Source organism: Amycolatopsis lurida (assembly GCF_900105055.1).
GTDB classification, from domain to species: Bacteria; Actinomycetota; Actinomycetes; order Mycobacteriales; family Pseudonocardiaceae; genus Amycolatopsis; species Amycolatopsis lurida.
This window is the reverse complement of record NZ_FNTA01000003.1, coordinates 264,561-280,075: the sequence shown is the minus strand read 5'-3', so window position 1 is coordinate 280,075 and position 15,515 is coordinate 264,561. Positions and strand designations below refer to the sequence as shown.

Genomic DNA, 15,515 nt, shown 5'->3' with positions numbered 1-15,515 from the left:
GTCGCGTGCCGGAATGGCGAGCGCGGTCGCGGTGGCGATCAGCGTGACCGCCGCTCCCGCCCACGCCGCCGAAGGACGAATTCTCGCCGCGGGATCCGCCGAAGCGATCCCGAACAGCTACATCGTCACGCTGAAGGACACCGGCGTCGTCGACGCGCTGGCGAACCGCTTCGGCGCGAAGGTCGAGCAGGTCTACAGCAGCTCGCTCAAGGGCTTCTCCGCGACGCTGTCGGAGCGGCAGGCCAAGCGGCTCGCCGCCGACCCGTCGGTGGCGTCCGTCGAGCAGAACCAGGTGGTCCGCGCGGACGCGACCCAGACCAACCCGCCGTCCTGGGGCCTCGACCGCGTCGACCAGCGCAACTTGCCGCTCGACAAGAAGTACAGCTACACCAGCACCGGCGCGGGCGTGAACGTCTACGTCATCGACACGGGCTTGCGGATCAGCCACCAGACCTTCGGCGGCCGCGCCCGCAACGGCTACGACTTCGTCGACAACGACGCCGTCGCCCAGGACGGCAACGGCCACGGCACCCACGTCGCCGGCACCATCGCCGGATCGCAGTACGGCATCGCCAAGGGCGCCACCGTCTACGGCGTCCGCGTGCTCAACAACTCCGGCAGCGGTACCACCGCCGGAGTCATCGCCGGCATCGACTGGGTCACCAAGAACCACGTCAAACCGGCCGCGGCCAACATGAGCCTCGGTGGCGGCGCCTCCAGCACGCTCGACGACGCCGTCCGCCGGTCGATCGCCGCGGGCGTCACCTACGGCGTGGCCGCCGGGAATTCCAACTCGAACGCCTCGGGCTTCTCCCCCGCCCGCGTGACCCAGGCGATCACCGTCGGCTCGGCCACCGAAACCGACGCGCGCTCCAGCTTCTCTAACTACGGCAGCGACGTGGACATCTTCGCGCCGGGAACGAACATCACCTCGGCGTGGAACACCAACGACACCGCGACGAAGACCATCAGCGGCACCTCGATGGCGACCCCGCACGTGGTCGGCGTCGCCGCCCGGTTCCTGCAGAACAACAAGACCGCCACACCCGCGCAGGTGGCCACCGCGCTGATCAACGCGGCCACCCCCGGCAAGGTGACCAACCCGGGCTCCGGTTCCCCGAACCGGCTCCTGTACTGGGCGCCGACCGCCTGATCACCTCGTGATCTGACGGTTGCTGCCCGCCTGAAGTACATGAAGGCCCCCTTCCTTGCGCCTGGCGCAAGGAAGGGGGCCTTCATGTACTTGCCCTTCACGGACTCTCAGCCAGCGCACGAACACGCGCGAGGTGTTGCGCTACAGCACCTTCCGGATGCTCGGCACCACGGCGGCGAGCCCGGCGGCGTTCGGGTGCAGCGGAGCGAAGCTGTTGTTCACCACCGACGGGATGAGCCCCTCGATCCACTTGACGCCGATCGGCTGGCAGGCGTCGTGACCGATGCTCGGCGTCCGGATGTCGACGTACTTCGCGCCGTGCGCGGCGGACTGTTCGGCCATCCGCGCGTTGAGCCGGTCGATGTTGGCCTGGATGTAGTCGGCGTCCTGCGGCAGCACCGGGACGAGCGGCCAGCATCCACCCGGCTTGATCCCGGTCGGGTAGCCCACCATGACGATCTCGGCCCGCGGAGCGCGCAGACGGATCTGCTCGATGACCGTGCCGTAGGTCGCGGCGAAGGCGTCGATCTTGGCGGCGTACTTGTCCACACCGCCCGTGGTGTTGGCCGCCTTGCACGAAGTGCCCACCGGAAGCAGATTCACGCACGACGTCGCGAGCCCGACCAGGCCGACGTCGTTACCGCCGATCCCGACGGTCACCAGCGTCGTGTCGGCCGAGAGCGCGTCGTACTGCGGCGGGTTGGTGCCGGAGACGATGCCCTTCTGCGGGTTGGTGAAATGGGACGTGGTCGCCGCGCCGCAGGTGACATCACGCAGTTCGTCCACGTCGAGTTGCTTCGCCAGCAGCCCGGCGTAGTTGATCGCCGACCGGGCGCAGGTGAGCAGATCGGATTGCGGCAGGACCACCGAGCCCGCCGAGAACGAGTCGCCCATCGCGACGTACACCTGCCGTTCCGCCGTGGCGAGGGCCGGTGTCCCGATGCCGACGAAGGTCAGTGCGGTGCCCGCCACCGCGGCGATCCGGGCGAGTCTTCCCCAGCGCGTACGTGTCACTGCCGCCTCCTGCATGCGTCGTCGAATGCCGCGATCAGCGTCCGCTGAGCAGCGGAAGACCACTAGAACGGAGGCGCGCGTTCTTGATCGGGGTTTTGTAGGTTCCCTCTATGACAAAGGCGTCGGTACAGCCCTGGCGCAGGCTGGACGCTTCAGTGCTGACACGGCTGGAGCCGGACACCGCCGCGATCGCGTCCGCCGCGATGGACCAGGTCCGCGCCGGACTGCGGAACCCACTGGACGACCGGACGGCCGCGAACCTCCAGGTCACCCTCGACGTCGCCTTGCACGCGTTCTTCAGCGAGATCGGTCATCCCGACATCACCACCGATCGGGAGGTCTACCGGGCGCAGGGCCGGGCCCAGCACACCGCGGGTCGCAGCCTCGAAGAGATGCTCGGCTTCTACCAATCGGCGGCGCTGGGTGTGTGGCGGCAGCTCACCTCGGCGGCACCGGTCGTGGATCTGCCGACACAGGCGATCGTCGAACTCGGCGAAGCGCTGTTCGCGTTCATCGCGGAACTCTCGGCGGCGGCCGCAGACGGGTACGCCGAAGCACGGTCACAAGCGGCGCGGGCCGGACAAGCGCGACGCGACCGGCTCCTCGGTCTCCTGCTCGCCGAACCGGCCGCCACCCGCGACCAGCTCGACGACGCCGCGAACCAAGCCGCTTGGGCGCTGCCCGACAGGCTTGTCATCGCCGTCACCAGCGCCGATGTCGCGCCGCAGCTGCTGGACCGGATGCCGGGCCGGGTGCTGATCGGCCGTCACCACGACCTGACCGCGGTGGTCATGCCCGCCGACCGGCTCGAGTGGTACCTCGGCCGCTTGCGGGACCTGCTCCGGGACGACCAGGCCGGGGTCGGCCCGGTCGTGCCGCTTCGCTCGGCCGCGCTCAGCGCCCGTCGGGCGAGCGCGCTGTGGCGGCTGACCCGCACCGGCGCGCTCGGCGACAGTCCCCTCGTCCACACCGTCGACCACCGTATCGATCTGCTGCTGACCGCCGATCCCGAACTCGCCGCCGAGTTCGCGAAGGGCGCCCTCGCGCCGTTGGCCGGTCTGCCGGAACCGGCGAGGCAACGGCTCACCACGACCCTCGCGGCGTGGCTCGCCCGGCCCGACCAGCCGCAGGCGATCGGCGTCGAACTCCACGTCCACGTCCAGACCGTCCGGTACCGGATCCGGCAGCTGCGGACGCTCTTCGGCGGAACGATCGACGATCCCGCCGGGCGGTTCGCGCTGGCGATCGCGCTGAGGATCGATCCACTCGTATCGAGGGAACCTACAAACGGTCAGAGCGGGGAGTCCATCCGCTGCGTCCCGACGACGGACAGCAGGCGTAACGCGTTCTCCGACGGCGTTCCGGGGTCGGCGGTGTAGATCACGACCTGCTGGTCGCGGTCGGTGATGTCGAGGACGTCGCAGTTCACGCTGACCGGGCCGACCACCGGATGCCGGAAGGTCTTGCACGGGGTGGGCGCGGCGCACACGTCGTGCGCGGCCCACAGGCGGGCGAACTCCTCGCTGCCGTCGAGTAGTTCCCGGATCAGCCCGGCGACCTCGGGATCGTCGGGATAGCGGCCCGCGGCGGCCCGAAGATTGCGGACCGCGCTCGCGGAGAACTCGTCCACATCGGACGCCCCGTAAAGCCGCCGCCCGAGGAAGGCGCGGCGCACGAGGTTGCGGTCCCGTGGCGGCAGGGCGGAGAAGTCCTCCATCAACGCGGCGGCGAGGTCGTTCCAGGCGAGTACGTCGTAGGTCGCCGACAGCACGATCGCCGCCGCCTGCGGAAGCCGGTGCAACAGCGCGAGAATGCTCGGCCGGACCTCTCGGGACGGGCCGGGTGGTGGTCCCGGCGGCGCACCGGCGAGGTGGTGCAGGTGATCGCGTTCCACATCGGACAACCGGAGGGCCCTGGTCAGCCCGGCCAGCACCTCGCGAGAAGGCCTTGGGCCGCGGGCCTGCTCCAGCCGGGTGTAGTACTCGGTCGAGATGAACGCCAGCTGCGCCACCTCCTCACGCCGCAGTCCGGGAGTACGGCGACGGTGCCCGGCGGGGAGGCCGACGTCCGCGGGAGTGATCCGCTCGCGCCTGGTGCGCAGGAAGTCCGCGAGTTGTCGTCTGTCCACCACTCCAGTGTGGACGATGCCGGTACGTCAGCCAGGTATCGCCGGTGCCTGGCTAGGCGCTGACGGCGGAGGAACGCTCGGTGCCATGACCACTACAACGACTGTTCCGGGCCTGCTCGACGGCAAGGTCGCCTTCATCACCGGCGCCGGCCGCGGTATCGGTGCCGCCGCCGCGCGGCTGTTCGCCAGGGAAGGCGCTCGCGTCGTCCTCGCGGCTCGCACAGAGTTCCAGCTCAAGACCGTGGCCGAGGAGATCCGCGCCGACGGCGGCGTCGCGGATCACGTGGTGTGCGACCTCGGCGACGCGTCGAGCATCCGCGCGGCCGTCGGCCGTGCCGTGGAACTGCACGGCAGGCTCGACATCGCGTTCAACAACGGCGCGACGAACGTGCCGCCGGGCCCGATGGACCAGGTGACCGAGGCCGATTTCGACCATATCTACACGGTGAACCTCAAGGGCCCGTGGCTGGCGATGCTCGCCGAGATCGAGGCGATCCGGGCCACCGCGAAGACCGGGGCCATCGTCAACAACACCAGCGTCGGCAGCCTGATGTCCAATCCCGAACTCCCGGCCTACGGGGCGATGAAACGAGGCGTCAACAGCCTCACGGCCTCCGCGGCCACCACCTACGGCCCGGAAGGGATCCGCATCAACGCCGTCGCCCCCGGCACGACGCTGACCGAGATGTTCAACGAGTGGGTCGAAAGTTCCCCGGGCATCCTCGAACAGCTCAACGCGCGTACCCCGTTGGGCAGGGTGGCCGAACCCGAGGAGGTCGCCGAGGCCGCCGCGTGGCTGCTGAGTGACCGCGCCTCATACGTGACCGGCACGGTCCTGCGGGTGGACGGCGGCATGCTGGCCTGAGCGGTGGCGGGGTGGGTGAGGTGCGGGAACCGGTGTCGGCCTGTAGGCGTCTGAACGCGCACGACCCACCCCGACCGGGGGTTGCCCGAGGAGAAGCCGATGCCGTTCCTGGATCCCGAACCGCTCTACGCCAAACTCACCTCGGGCGACGCGGCGGGTATCGCCGAGGTCGGCGCCACCATCGCCGACACCAAGGCGTCGTTGCAGACGGTCGCGGACGGGATCTCCGACGGCGCGCTACGAGCTGCACGGTCATGGCGTGGCACGGCGGCGGCCGAGTTCGTCGGTAAGGCGAAAGCGTCCTCACGAGCCGTCGCCGAGGTGTACGCCCAGCTCCAGACCGCGGAGGCAGCCGTCAAAGGCGCCGCGGGGGCGTACACCGCCCTGCGGTCGGCAGCCGACGCCGCCATCACACCATGGCGCAAGCTCGGCCTGAGCGACCTGGTCGAAGCACCGGAAATCGCGATGAAGACCATCCGAGCGCTGACCGTGGCCCAGCAGACCTACGAAAGCAGGCTCACCGCGCTGGCGGCCACGACCGACGGCGGCGGTGAAGGCTGGGACAGCGAGGGCAACGCCGACATCAGCGGCGTCGACCCAGGCGAGCCGTGGACCTCCCAGGGCTTGGCCTACGACAGTGAGAACCTGCTCGTGGGCTCGTACCACGACGGTGACGGGGACGGCTCCGGCGACAACCCGATCGGGCCAGGGCTGACCCCGAGCAGGCTGACCTACGTCGACTACGAGACCGGCGTAGAGACGGGAAACGTCTACCTGAACGGCAACGGCGACGTCGGCGCACCCACCCACACCGGTGGTGTCGCGACGGACGGCAAGCACGCCTGGGTGTCGTCCAACGGATACGTGTACGTCTACGACAAGGCCGAACTCGACGCCGCGCAGAACAGCGGCAAACCCGTCGACGCCATCGACGTGGTCCCGACGCCCGCCCACAGCTACGTCACCTACGCCCAGGGCAAGCTCTTCGTGGGCGACTACGGGAACAACCGGCTCTACGAAGTCCCGCTCGGCCCGGACGGCTCACCCCAGCCGGACAAGGCCGGAGATCCGATCGAGACTCCGAACAACGTCCAGGGTGTCGTGGTCCGCGACGACGAATTCATCTTCTCCTCCTCCGATGGGCACAGCGGCAGGTTCTACCGGCAGGACCGGACGCCGGAGTGGTACGACTTCAACGATCGCGAGGAGATCGAGCTGAGGGGCGGCGAGCCGGGCAACGAAGACGGCTACGACTCGCACGGTGTCGAGGAAGCCGTCGAGATCGACGGGGAAATCGTGCTGGCGCACGAATCCGGCGCCTACGGCTACCAGAAGAACCCGGGTTCGAAGTGGGACGAGCCCGAGCTGACGAGGATCTCGTTGGAGGAGCTGGGGCTCGACCCGGACGGCGCGCTCTCCCCGTCGAGGCAGGGTACGAAACCGATCCCGATTCGCTGGTCGGTGCCGCGGGTGTCCTGGACAGGGCGACGTCGACGTTGAGCGCCGCGGCCGGCGCGACGTCACGGCTGCAACTGGTGTCGCACCTGTTCGGCGAAGTTCCCGCGGCCGCCACCTTCAGCGACGCGCTGACCAAGCACATCAGCGCCGCAGGGGATCGGCTGACAGTGGGTGTGGACACGGTCGGTGGCATTGCCGACAGCCTGGTCACGAGCGCGGACACGTATCGGCGCATCGAGGACGGGATCCGCGAGGGGCTGGACAAGCTCGGGAGCATCCTTCCCTGAACCGGGCGTTTCGCTTCAGCCGACGGGTGTGTCGATCCTTTCGTCTGGAGGGCACTCAGGGAGTCGCCGCAGTGCCCGCGCGCCCTTCATCGAGCTTCCCGCTTTCTACTCCGCCCATCGGCGCCTCTTTTCTCTCCACAGCCTCAAATTCCTGTCCGTTTTGACCGTTTACGCGATACGCTTAACTGGTTTCGCGCCATCTACACGCGATACTCTGGCAAGATCGATACACTGTGATAATGCCCCTTATGACTGAGTGGTCCTGAAAAGAGCGCGAAATACACTGTCGAACGACTCGCAGGAGCCGGGGCGAAGACACCAGGCGGTCCCGATTAGGCGCTCAGCGGCGATCTGAGAGCGTTTTGCCAGGTCAAGCCACTGGCAGAATGATGACCTTGCCGTGGATGCCGCCCGCTTCGCTTCTGCGGTGAAGGGTGGAGAGCGCGCTGAGCAGGTGTCGTTCGCTCACCTCGACCGTGATCGTGCCGCTGTCGGCCAAGGCCACCAGTTCGGCGAGCTGGGCGGAGTCATTACGGGCGACGACACGTGTGGCGATCGGCGCCTTGATCTCGTTGGTGACCGAGACGATGCGACCATCGCGCCGGACGAGCGCGGCCAACGCCGCGCTTCGCGGCTCGTCGAGACCGACGAGGTTCAGGACGACATCGACCTGACCGTCGAGCGCGTCCCCGAGCGACGAGGTGGTGTAGTCGACGACCAGATCCGCGCCATACCGCAGGACCGCTCCCCTGCTGCGCGGACTGGCAGTGGCGATCACGTGCGCGCCGGCCCGTTTCGCGAGTTGGACGACGAAGCCGCCGATGCCGCCGCCCGCGCCGTTGACCAGAAGCCGCTCACCCGGCACGAGGCGTGCGCGCTCGACCGCCTGCCACGCTGTCAACCCGGCGAGCGGCAGGGCGGCCGCGTCGGCGAGAGGGATGGCGGTGGGCGCGGCGACCAGCGTCGCGGCGTCGGCAACGGCGAACTCCGCGGCCGCACCGTCGATCCAGCCGATGACCTGGTCGCCGACCGCGTGCGTGCGCACTCCTTCGCCGAGTTCGACGATCGTGCCGGCGACATCCCAGCCCAGGGTGAGCGGCAGAGTCACGGGCACCAGGTCGCGGAGCGCGCCGGAGCGCAGGGCCGCCTCGGTGGGATTGAAGGAGGTGGCGGCGACCTCGATCAGCACCTCGCCCACCGCGGGGACGGGCCGCGCGATCTCCTCGATGCGGATGACGGTCGCGTCTCCGTGCTGATGGATCCGTGCGGCTTTCATGTTCTCGACCGTAGGGACGCCTGGAGAGACGAACCATGTGCCAAACCCGCCTATTTCCTTCGCGATCGTCTCCGAACACGTAAGGTCGCCCCGATGGACGTGCTGAGCGACGTGCTGTCGGTGGTACGCACCGGCCGTCCGAGGTCTGCTCTCGTGGCGTGGCAGGGCCCCTGGGCGCAACAGTTCTCTCCGGTGCCCGGCGCCGTCGGCTTCCGTGTCGTGGTGAGAGGCAGTTGCGTCCTCGTCCCGGCCGGTGCCGAGCCGGTGCGGCTTGTCGCGGGTGACGTCGTGCTCCTGCCGCACGGACGAGGGCATGTACTGGCGGACAGCCCGGCCACGCCGCCGACCGCGCGGCCTTGCGATCCGACCGCCGAGGACCATCCCCTCGCGCTCGCTGACACGCCGGAACCTTCCACCGTCACCCTGTGCGGCGCCTACGAACTCGCACCCGAGGGCCGGCACCCGTTGCTGCAGGACCTACCCGAGGTCATCCACCTCGATACCCTCGCCGACGGTCTCGGCGAACTGAGGACCGTCGTGGACATGCTCGACGCCGAATCGACGCGGCCGCGGCTCGGAACGGACGCCGCCATTCCCGCACTCCTGGACATGCTGCTGCTCTACGCCTTGCGAGCCTGGTTCGACGGCGCCAGGACCGGGCCTGACACCGGTTGGGCGACGGCGTTGCGGGATCCGGGCGTCGCGGCCGCGCTGCACGCCATCCACCGGAAACCGGCGCACCCGTGGACGGTCGCATCGCTCGCCGCGCTCGCGGGTCTGTCCAGGGCCCCGTTCGCCAAGAAGTTCACCGAATCGGTCGGCAGACCACCGATGCGCTACCTGACCTGGTGGCGCATGACCACGGCGGCCCGGCTGCTGCGCGAGTCCGACGCGCCGCTCAGCTCCATCGCCGATTCCGTCGGCTACCAGTCGGAATTCGCTCTCGCCGTGGCGTTCAAACGCCAGTACGAGATCCCGCCCGGCAGGTACCGGCGGTCGTTTCCTCTCAGCCCGGAGACGCGCTCGTGGCGCGCAGTTCGTCGAGGGCCTTGAGCAGAGTCGCCGGCTGGCTTAGACGGCCTCGAGGACGAAGAACAGGAAGCTCAAGAAGGCGGTCTTGCCCGCGAGTTCGTCGGGGAAGCGCTCATGCGCGCCCGGTGCGGGGTGGGGCTCGCTGATGACGGCGGTCCGGAAGCCAGCCGCGGTGAACGCGTCGGTCATCGCGTGCAGGGGCCGATGCCAGTACGTCAGCACGGCTTTCCGGCCGTTGAAGGTGTACTCGTCGGACCACTTGGCGGTCTCGAAGTAGTCGGCGCCGGGATGGACGAGTTTGAAGAGAAGCGGGTGGTTGACGGCCATGATCAGCCTGCCGCCGGGTTGCAGCACGCGCCGGATCTCGGCCAGCGGTGCGGACCAGTCTTCGAGGTAGTGCAGCACGAGGGCCGCGACGACGTCATCGAACGCGCCGTCGGGAAAGGGCAGCGGGGCGCCGATGTCGGCGACCTGGAGGGCGGCGTCTTCTCCGAGTCGTTTCCGGGCCTGCTCCACCATCTTGGCGCTGGCGTCGAAACCGGTCACGATGGCGCCCCGCTCGCGCAGTGCCTCGAACAGGGGGCCTGCGCCGCAGCCGGCGTCGAGGATCCGCCTGCCGGTCACGTCGCCGGCGAGGTGCAGGATCGCGGGCCGCGTGTAGTAGGCGTTGATCAGGCTGTTCTCGGTTTCGGCCGCGTATGCCTCGGCGAAACCGTCGTAGTCGTTCTCCATCGCGATGCCTTTCACCGGCTCTTACGGTTGGCGTTGAACCGCGCTTTCTTCTGGCGGTTCCCGCACGTGTTCATGTCGCACCATCTGCGGGTGCGGCTTTGGCTGGCGTCGAAGAAGGCGGCCCGGCAGGTCGGCGACGCGCACAAGGCGAATTTCCCGTCCCGTTCGCCCGCGACGAGGCTGATCGCGTCGGCGGCGATCACGCCGAGGGCGTCTTCCACTCCGGAAACCCGCCATCGCCGCTCGCTCTCGGGCGTCAAGAGGGCCGTGGCCTGTCCCCGGGCGCTGCACTCGTTGATGACCTGGACGGCGGATGCGGGAAGCGCGTCCTGGAGTGCGGTCGCTGTCGCGGCGGCGTGAATCGCTTCCCTCAGCTCACGCGCGAGGTCGAGGTCGAAAACGGGCGCGGGGCGGTGCCGGTGGAAGACGTTCGGGACGAGTACGTAGTAGCCGTGTCCGGCCAGTTCGCGGGCCATGTCCCACAGGACGGGCCGTGGCCCGAACGCGTCCGGGTACAGGAGGACACCCGGATGCGTTCCGCCGCCGCCGGGGAAGGCGGCGAAGGCGTCGGACTGGCCGTCCGGCGTGGGAATGCTCAGCGTGGTGGCGGGAATGGCGATGCTCCTCGTCTCGTCGGTGTGCCTCCGAACGTAGACGATCAAGCTCAGCCCAGCCGCAGCCGATCGGCCAGTCCGGCCGCGGTGAACGCGGCGACCAGGTCGTCGCGGCCTTCGGTGAAGTGGCCCCAGCTGTCGATGTGCACGGGGACGACCGTGCGGGCACCGAGAATCCGCGTCGCCTCCGCCGCCAGCGCGCTGTCGAGGACGAGCAGGGCGCCGTCGAAGATCGGCTTCAGCCGCGGAGCCCCGGCGAAGAGCACGGCGGTGTCGATCGGGCCGAACCGGTCGGCGACCTGCCGGACGACGTCGAGCGAAGCGTTGTCGCCACTGACGTAGACCGTCGGCAGCCCCTCGCCGGTGAGCACGAAGCCGACGACATCGCCGGTGACCTTCTCCGAGCCTTCCGGGCCGTGGAGCGCGGGCGCGGCGGTCACGGTCACGACTCCCCCGCCGGGCCGATCGAGCTCGACCGTCTCCCAGGTCTCCAGCCCTTTCGCGGTGCCGCCCAGCCTGCCCGCCCCGCTGGGCGTGGTGAGCGTCAAGGGGACGTCCGCGAGCAGCTTCCGGCCGGAGTGGTCGAGGTTGTCGGGATGCTCGTCGTGGGAGAGCAGGACGGCGTCGACGCGGCCGAGATCGGCGGGGTTCACGGAGGCCGGCGCGGTCTTGGTGAGGCCGGGTTTCCCGTCGGGCCGCCCGTAGTGGCCGGGCTCGTCGAAGGTCGGGTCGGTCAGGAACCGCAGGCCGCCGTAGTCGATCACGGCGGTCGGGCCACCGGTGACCTGGACCGAGAGCTGTTCGCCGAGCTGATGCATCGCTTCTCCTCACGGATATACGTTCCTTCTTCCGTGAGGACACTAGCCAGTTATCACGGAAGAGTGCAACAAATTCCGTGAGGACCTACGATGAGAGCGTGGACGACACCGCTGCCCTTCCCCCGGCGCCGGGCTCCGAGCAGTACGTCGCGCTGGCGCTCGCCAATACCACCATCGCGTTGCCCGGCGGCCAGTTCACCGATTTGCTCGGCACGCCGGCCGCCGCGACGGCGTGGCTCGCCGAACAGGGGCTCGCGCCGGTCGACGCCGGTCTGCAGGAGATGTGCGCGGGTCTGGTCCGGTCGTTGCGCGAGCAGGTGCGGGTGTTGCTCGCGTCGAGGTCGTGCTCGGATCCGGCTCCGCAGAGCGCCCTCAACGCCGTCAACGAAGCGCTGAGCAAGGCGCCCACCGCGGAACTCCTGCGCTGGGACCCCGCCCGCGGGTTGTACCGCACCGCGTCGCATCCGATCACCCAGATCGTCGAGCACGCGCTGGCGACGCTCGCCGCCAACGCCGCGGACCTGTTGACCGGTCCGGACGCGGAGCGGATCGCCGCCTGCGGGTCGCCGCCGTGTACACGGTTCTTCCTGCGCAACGGGCGGCGCCAGTGGTGTTCCGTGCGCTGCGGCGACCGGGCTCGTGCCGCCCGCGCCTATGCCAGGCGCTCGCAGCCGGCCGGTCAGCGGTAGGACGCGAACTGGTCCAGCAAAGGCTTCGGGGAGTCTTCGGCGAAGCAGAGGGCGAGGCTTTCGGCGGATTCGGCTGCAGACGCCTCACTGCGCGGGAACAGTGCCGCCTCATACGTGCCGAGGGCGGCTTCGACGTCGCTGGGATTCGCGGCGAGTGCGAGACCGAGTTCCGCGCCATCGAGCATCGCGAGGTTGGCGCCCTCTCCGGCGAACGGTGACATCAGGTGAGCGGCATCCCCGAGCAGGGTGACACCGGGGACACGGTCCCAGTGGTGGCCGATCGGCAGCGCGTGGATCGGCCGCGGGATCAGCTCGCCGTCGGCGTCGGTGACCAGCGCGCGTAGTCCCGCGGCCCACCCGTCGAAGTGGGCCAGGACGGCCGCTTTCGCGGCGACGGTGTCACCGAAGTCGACGGTGGAGATCCAGTTTTCGGCGGTTTTCAGCGCGACGTAGACGTGGAGGCTGCCGGCGGTGTCGTGATGCGCCAGAAACCCTTTGCCCGCGCCGAGTGCGAAGAACATGCCGCCGCCGACGAGTGCCGCGCTCGCGGGATGGCGGGTCTCGGCGTCGTTCAGGTGCACTTCGACGAAGGAGACGCCCTCGTAGGCCGGTGCGGCGGCGGACACCAGAGGCCGGACCTTGGACCACGCGCCATCGGCACCGATCAGCAGGTCCGTGGTGAACGTCGTGCCGTCGGCCAGGACGACTTCGTGCCTGCCGCCGAGCGGCCGGGCGCCGGTGACCTTGGCGCCCCAGCGCACGGTGCCTTCGGGCAGGGAGCCGAGCAGCAGGTCGCGCAGATCGCCCCGGGCCACTTCCGGGCGTCCGCCGTCGCCTTCGTCGGTCTCCTCGTGATGCACGACCGCGTCCTGGTCGAGGATGCGCACGGCCTCGCCGCCGGGATGCACGATCGCCCGGAATTCGTCGTGGAGACCGGCGGCCCGCAGTGCCTCCTGCCCGGAGTCCGCGTGGATGTCCAGCATTCCGCCCTGCGTGCGCGCGGATGGCGAGGCGTCGAGGTCGAAGACCGCGGCCTCGATGCCGTTGACGTGCAAGACGCGGGCCAAGGTGAGGCCGCCGAGACCGGCGCCGATGATCGCGATGGGGTGATGTGTGGTCATGCCTGATTCCTTTCGACGGGGAGGTTTGTGTGGGTGATCCCGGTGATCAGCACCCGCAGTCCCCACGACATCCGCTGCTCGGGCGCTCCGGTGAGCAGGTCGGCCGCGTGGGCGGCGATCTGGGGATGGGTCGTCTCGTCGGCGTCCCGCACTGCGCGGGCCAGCGCGTCCCACTCCTCCGGCGACTCCTCATCGGCATGCTCGGCCGCGGTCGCCGTCGCGTGCTGCAGGAGGATGTCGATCCCCCACGCGCGCCGCTCGGGCGCCACGTCGCCCTCGGCCAGGAGGGCGAGCAGGTTTTCGCACAGCGCGAGATAGTTCTCGCCGCTCGGGCGGGCCACCAGCGCGGACAGGGCGAGGCCGGGATATTCGAGCAGCGTCGCGGTGTAGGCCGTGAGCAGCCGTTCGAGCCGATCACGCCAGTCACCGTCGGGGGCCGGCGCGGGGATCGTGCCGAGGAGCTCGTCGAGGATCGCCGCGTGCAGCTCGGCGGTGTTGCGGACGTAGACGTAGAGCGAGGCCGCGCCGGTGTCGAGTTCCTGTGCCAGACGGCGCATCGTGACCTTCCGGAGGCCTTCTTCGCGCAGGATCGCGACCGCCGCGGCGACGATGCCGTCACGGGTCAACGCGGGTTTCGCCGGTCGTTCCCGGCGGCTCTTCTCGGGTGCCATACGGATATCATACCGAACATGTTCGTTACGAACATGTTCGGTATGTGTCGCGGCTGGCTCACTTCGGAAAACGGGGGTGAAATGACAACGGCAGAGAGATCGACTCTCCCTGCCACTTCCAACATATAGCGCACCCTGGGGCTTGCGGCAAGACCCCGGTCATGCCGCAGAATCCCCCGCCGTACCGGCACGAGCTCGACAAACGGGGGAACTCTTGATCGACGTGATCATCGCGGGCGGCGGACCGACCGGCATGATGCTGGGCGCCGAACTGCGGCTCCACGGCGTCCGTGTGGTCGTCGTGGAGAAAGACCTGGAGCAGACCAAGGTCGTCCGCTCCATGGGTCTGCACGCGCGCAGCATCGAGGTGATGGACCAGCGTGGCCTGCTGGAGCGGTTCCTCGAGAACGGAACGAAGTACCCGGTCGGCGGCTCTTTCGCGGGTATCCGGAAATCGGCGCCGCCGCTGGACAGTGCGCACGCCTACATCCTCGGCATCCCGCAGACCGTCACCGACCGGCTGCTGATCGACCATGCCGCCGAAATGGGCGTCGAGATCCGGCGTGGCAGCGAATTGGTCGGCCTCAGCCAGGACGAGGACGGGGTGGAGGTCGAACTGGCCGACGGCACGACGTTGCGCGCCCGATACCTCGTCGGCTGCGACGGCGGGCGCAGCACGGTGCGCAAACTCCTCGGGATCGGTTTCCCCGGAGAACCCGCCACCGCCGAGACCCTGCTGGGCGAGATGGAGGTGACCGAGGACTGGGAAACCGTGCTCGCCGTGATGACCGAAGTCCGCAAGACCCAGTTGCGTTTCGGCCTCTCCCCCATCGGCGACGGGGTCTACCGGGTCGGTGTGCCCGCCGAAGGCCTGGCCGACGACCCGCGGATCCCGCCGACCTTCGACGAGGTCAAACGGCAGCTCAAAGCCGTCGCGGGCAGCGATTTCGGCGTGCACTCACCGCGCTGGCTCTCCCGCTTCGGCGACGCCACCCGCCTGGCGGAGCGTTACCGGGACGGACGTGTGTTCCTGGCGGGCGACGCGGCGCACATCCATCCGCCGGTCGGCGGGCAGGGGCTCAACCTCGGCGTCCAGGACGCCTTCAACCTCGGCTGGAAACTGGCCGCCGCGGTCAACGGCTGGGCGCCGGAGGACCTGCTGGACACCTACCACACCGAACGGCATCCGGTGGCCGCCGCCGTGCTGGACAACACCCGCGCGCAGATGCAGCTGATGTCACTCGATCCGGGCTCCCAGGCGGTTCGGCGGCTGCTGGCGGAACTCATGGAGTTCGAAGACGTGAGCCGGTTCCTGACCGAGAAGATCACCGCGACCGCGATCCGCTACGACTTCGGCGAAGGGCACGAACTTCTCGGCCGCCGGATGCGGGACCTGGAGCTCGAACGGGGACATCTCTACGGGCTGACCCGCGGCGGCCGGGGTCTGCTGCTCGACCAAACCGGCGCGCTGTCGGTCCAGGGCTGGTCGGATCGGGTCGATCACGTCGTCGACGTCAGCGAGGACCTGGACGTACCTGCCGTCCTGCTGCGGCCGGACGGTCACGTGGCGTGGGCGGGCGAAGACCGGCAAGGGCTCGTCGATGCCTTGCGACGGTGGTTTGGAGAGGGCGAAGTCCTCTAGCGCGCCCAGGACGGC

16 protein-coding genes are annotated in these 15,515 nt (G+C 69.3%); 8 read left to right on the top strand and 8 right to left on the bottom strand.

Features of this window, described 5'->3' with window-relative positions:
- Positions 1 to 13 precede the first annotated feature (13 nt).
- Entirely contained in the window at positions 14 to 1,153 is a 1,140-nt protein-coding gene (locus tag BLW75_RS03675; RefSeq protein ID WP_034320585.1) for a S8 family peptidase, read from the top strand.
- A gap of 141 nt (positions 1,154 to 1,294) precedes the next feature.
- Here the strand turns inward: BLW75_RS03675 and BLW75_RS03670 are convergent, their stop codons facing one another.
- The gene (locus BLW75_RS03670; RefSeq protein ID WP_034320734.1) at positions 1,295 to 2,125 is read right to left on the bottom strand and encodes an SGNH/GDSL hydrolase family protein; all 831 of its coding nucleotides are present in this window, start codon (positions 2,123 to 2,125) and stop codon (positions 1,295 to 1,297) included.
- Positions 2,126 to 2,277: 152 nt separating this feature from the next.
- On the opposite strand from BLW75_RS03670, the gene BLW75_RS03665 reads away from it, so the two are divergent.
- Positions 2,278 to 3,546, top strand: a complete 1,269-nt coding sequence (locus tag BLW75_RS03665; protein ID WP_241783990.1) for a PucR-like N-terminal domain-containing protein — start codon at positions 2,278 to 2,280, stop codon at positions 3,544 to 3,546.
- On the opposite strand, the gene BLW75_RS03660 is transcribed toward BLW75_RS03665, so the two are convergent.
- Positions 3,459 to 4,295 carry a helix-turn-helix transcriptional regulator gene (locus tag BLW75_RS03660; protein WP_034320732.1) on the bottom strand — a complete coding sequence of 279 codons (837 nt, stop codon included), beginning with the start codon at positions 4,293 to 4,295 and terminating at the stop codon, positions 3,459 to 3,461. The genes BLW75_RS03665 and BLW75_RS03660 overlap by 88 nt on opposite strands.
- An 85-nt stretch (positions 4,296 to 4,380) precedes the next feature.
- Between BLW75_RS03660 and BLW75_RS03655 the strand changes: the two genes are divergently transcribed.
- The 3 genes from BLW75_RS03655 to BLW75_RS43380 all read left to right on the top strand — a co-directional run bounded on the left by BLW75_RS03655 (position 4,381) and on the right by BLW75_RS43380 (position 6,905).
- Positions 4,381 to 5,160 carry an SDR family NAD(P)-dependent oxidoreductase gene (locus BLW75_RS03655; protein WP_034320583.1) on the top strand — a complete coding sequence of 260 codons (780 nt, stop codon included), beginning with the start codon at positions 4,381 to 4,383 and terminating at the stop codon, positions 5,158 to 5,160.
- Between the two features lie 99 nt (positions 5,161 to 5,259).
- Positions 5,260 to 6,660, top strand: a complete 1,401-nt coding sequence (locus tag BLW75_RS03650) for a WXG100 family type VII secretion target (protein WP_241783988.1) — start codon at positions 5,260 to 5,262, stop codon at positions 6,658 to 6,660.
- On the top strand, positions 6,657 to 6,905 hold the full coding sequence (locus BLW75_RS43380; RefSeq protein ID WP_241783986.1) for a hypothetical protein: 249 nt from the start codon (positions 6,657 to 6,659) through the stop codon (positions 6,903 to 6,905). The genes BLW75_RS03650 and BLW75_RS43380 overlap by 4 nt, the downstream gene beginning before the upstream one ends.
- A gap of 370 nt (positions 6,906 to 7,275) precedes the next feature.
- Here the strand turns inward: BLW75_RS43380 and BLW75_RS03645 are convergent, their stop codons facing one another.
- Positions 7,276 to 8,181, bottom strand: coding sequence for an NADP-dependent oxidoreductase (locus tag BLW75_RS03645; RefSeq protein WP_034320580.1), 906 nt, complete (start codon positions 8,179 to 8,181; stop codon positions 7,276 to 7,278).
- 93 nt (positions 8,182 to 8,274) lie between these two features.
- Here BLW75_RS03645 and BLW75_RS03640 point away from each other — a divergent pair, with 93 nt between their 5' ends.
- On the top strand, positions 8,275 to 9,234 hold the full coding sequence (locus BLW75_RS03640) for an AraC family transcriptional regulator (RefSeq protein WP_034320576.1): 960 nt from the start codon (positions 8,275 to 8,277) through the stop codon (positions 9,232 to 9,234).
- Positions 9,235 to 9,252: 18 nt separating this feature from the next.
- Here the strand turns inward: BLW75_RS03640 and BLW75_RS03635 are convergent, their stop codons facing one another.
- From BLW75_RS03635 to BLW75_RS03625, 3 genes are read right to left on the bottom strand one after another with little or no spacing between them, the layout of a single operon-like run.
- The gene (locus BLW75_RS03635; protein WP_034320730.1) at positions 9,253 to 9,945 is read right to left on the bottom strand and encodes a class I SAM-dependent methyltransferase; all 693 of its coding nucleotides are present in this window, start codon (positions 9,943 to 9,945) and stop codon (positions 9,253 to 9,255) included.
- An 11-nt stretch (positions 9,946 to 9,956) separates the two neighbouring features.
- The gene (locus tag BLW75_RS42680; RefSeq protein ID WP_395766702.1) at positions 9,957 to 10,607 is read right to left on the bottom strand and encodes an ABATE domain-containing protein; all 651 of its coding nucleotides are present in this window, start codon (positions 10,605 to 10,607) and stop codon (positions 9,957 to 9,959) included.
- A 2-nt stretch (positions 10,608 to 10,609) separates the two neighbouring features.
- Positions 10,610 to 11,377, bottom strand: coding sequence for an MBL fold metallo-hydrolase (locus BLW75_RS03625; RefSeq protein ID WP_034320573.1), 768 nt, complete (start codon positions 11,375 to 11,377; stop codon positions 10,610 to 10,612).
- 98 nt (positions 11,378 to 11,475) lie between these two features.
- On the opposite strand from BLW75_RS03625, the gene BLW75_RS03620 reads away from it, so the two are divergent.
- Entirely contained in the window at positions 11,476 to 12,066 is a 591-nt protein-coding gene (locus BLW75_RS03620; protein ID WP_034320571.1) for a CGNR zinc finger domain-containing protein, read from the top strand.
- On the opposite strand, the gene BLW75_RS03615 is transcribed toward BLW75_RS03620, so the two are convergent.
- Positions 12,057 to 13,187 carry an FAD-dependent oxidoreductase gene (locus BLW75_RS03615; RefSeq protein WP_034320569.1) on the bottom strand — a complete coding sequence of 377 codons (1,131 nt, stop codon included), beginning with the start codon at positions 13,185 to 13,187 and terminating at the stop codon, positions 12,057 to 12,059. The genes BLW75_RS03620 and BLW75_RS03615 overlap by 10 nt on opposite strands.
- Positions 13,184 to 13,858, bottom strand: coding sequence for a TetR/AcrR family transcriptional regulator (locus BLW75_RS03610; protein WP_034320565.1), 675 nt, complete (start codon positions 13,856 to 13,858; stop codon positions 13,184 to 13,186). Before BLW75_RS03610 ends, BLW75_RS03615 begins: the two co-directional genes overlap by 4 nt.
- A gap of 214 nt (positions 13,859 to 14,072) precedes the next feature.
- On the opposite strand from BLW75_RS03610, the gene rox reads away from it, so the two are divergent.
- Entirely contained in the window at positions 14,073 to 15,500 is a 1,428-nt protein-coding gene (gene rox / locus BLW75_RS03605) for a rifampin monooxygenase (RefSeq protein WP_034320561.1), read from the top strand.
- The last annotated feature ends 15 nt before the right edge of the window (positions 15,501 to 15,515 follow it).

What these genes read in the sequence shown, in the direction of transcription:
- BLW75_RS03675 (WP_034320585.1), top strand. Translation starts at nt 14, where the DNA reads ATGGCGAGCGCGGTCGCGGTGGCGATCAGCGTGACCGCCGCTCCCGCC.
- BLW75_RS03665 (WP_241783990.1), top strand. Translation starts at nt 2,278, where the DNA reads ATGACAAAGGCGTCGGTACAGCCCTGGCGCAGGCTGGACGCTTCAGTG.
- BLW75_RS03655 (WP_034320583.1), top strand. Translation starts at nt 4,381, where the DNA reads ATGACCACTACAACGACTGTTCCGGGCCTGCTCGACGGCAAGGTCGCC.
- BLW75_RS03650 (WP_241783988.1), top strand. Translation starts at nt 5,260, where the DNA reads ATGCCGTTCCTGGATCCCGAACCGCTCTACGCCAAACTCACCTCGGGC.
- BLW75_RS03645 (WP_034320580.1), bottom strand. Translation starts at nt 8,181, where the DNA reads ATGAAAGCCGCACGGATCCATCAGCACGGAGACGCGACCGTCATCCGC.
- BLW75_RS03640 (WP_034320576.1), top strand. Translation starts at nt 8,275, where the DNA reads ATGGACGTGCTGAGCGACGTGCTGTCGGTGGTACGCACCGGCCGTCCG.
- BLW75_RS03635 (WP_034320730.1), bottom strand. Translation starts at nt 9,945, where the DNA reads ATGGAGAACGACTACGACGGTTTCGCCGAGGCATACGCGGCCGAAACC.
- BLW75_RS03625 (WP_034320573.1), bottom strand. Translation starts at nt 11,377, where the DNA reads ATGCATCAGCTCGGCGAACAGCTCTCGGTCCAGGTCACCGGTGGCCCG.
- BLW75_RS03615 (WP_034320569.1), bottom strand. Translation starts at nt 13,187, where the DNA reads ATGACCACACATCACCCCATCGCGATCATCGGCGCCGGTCTCGGCGGC.
- BLW75_RS03610 (WP_034320565.1), bottom strand. Translation starts at nt 13,858, where the DNA reads ATGGCACCCGAGAAGAGCCGCCGGGAACGACCGGCGAAACCCGCGTTG.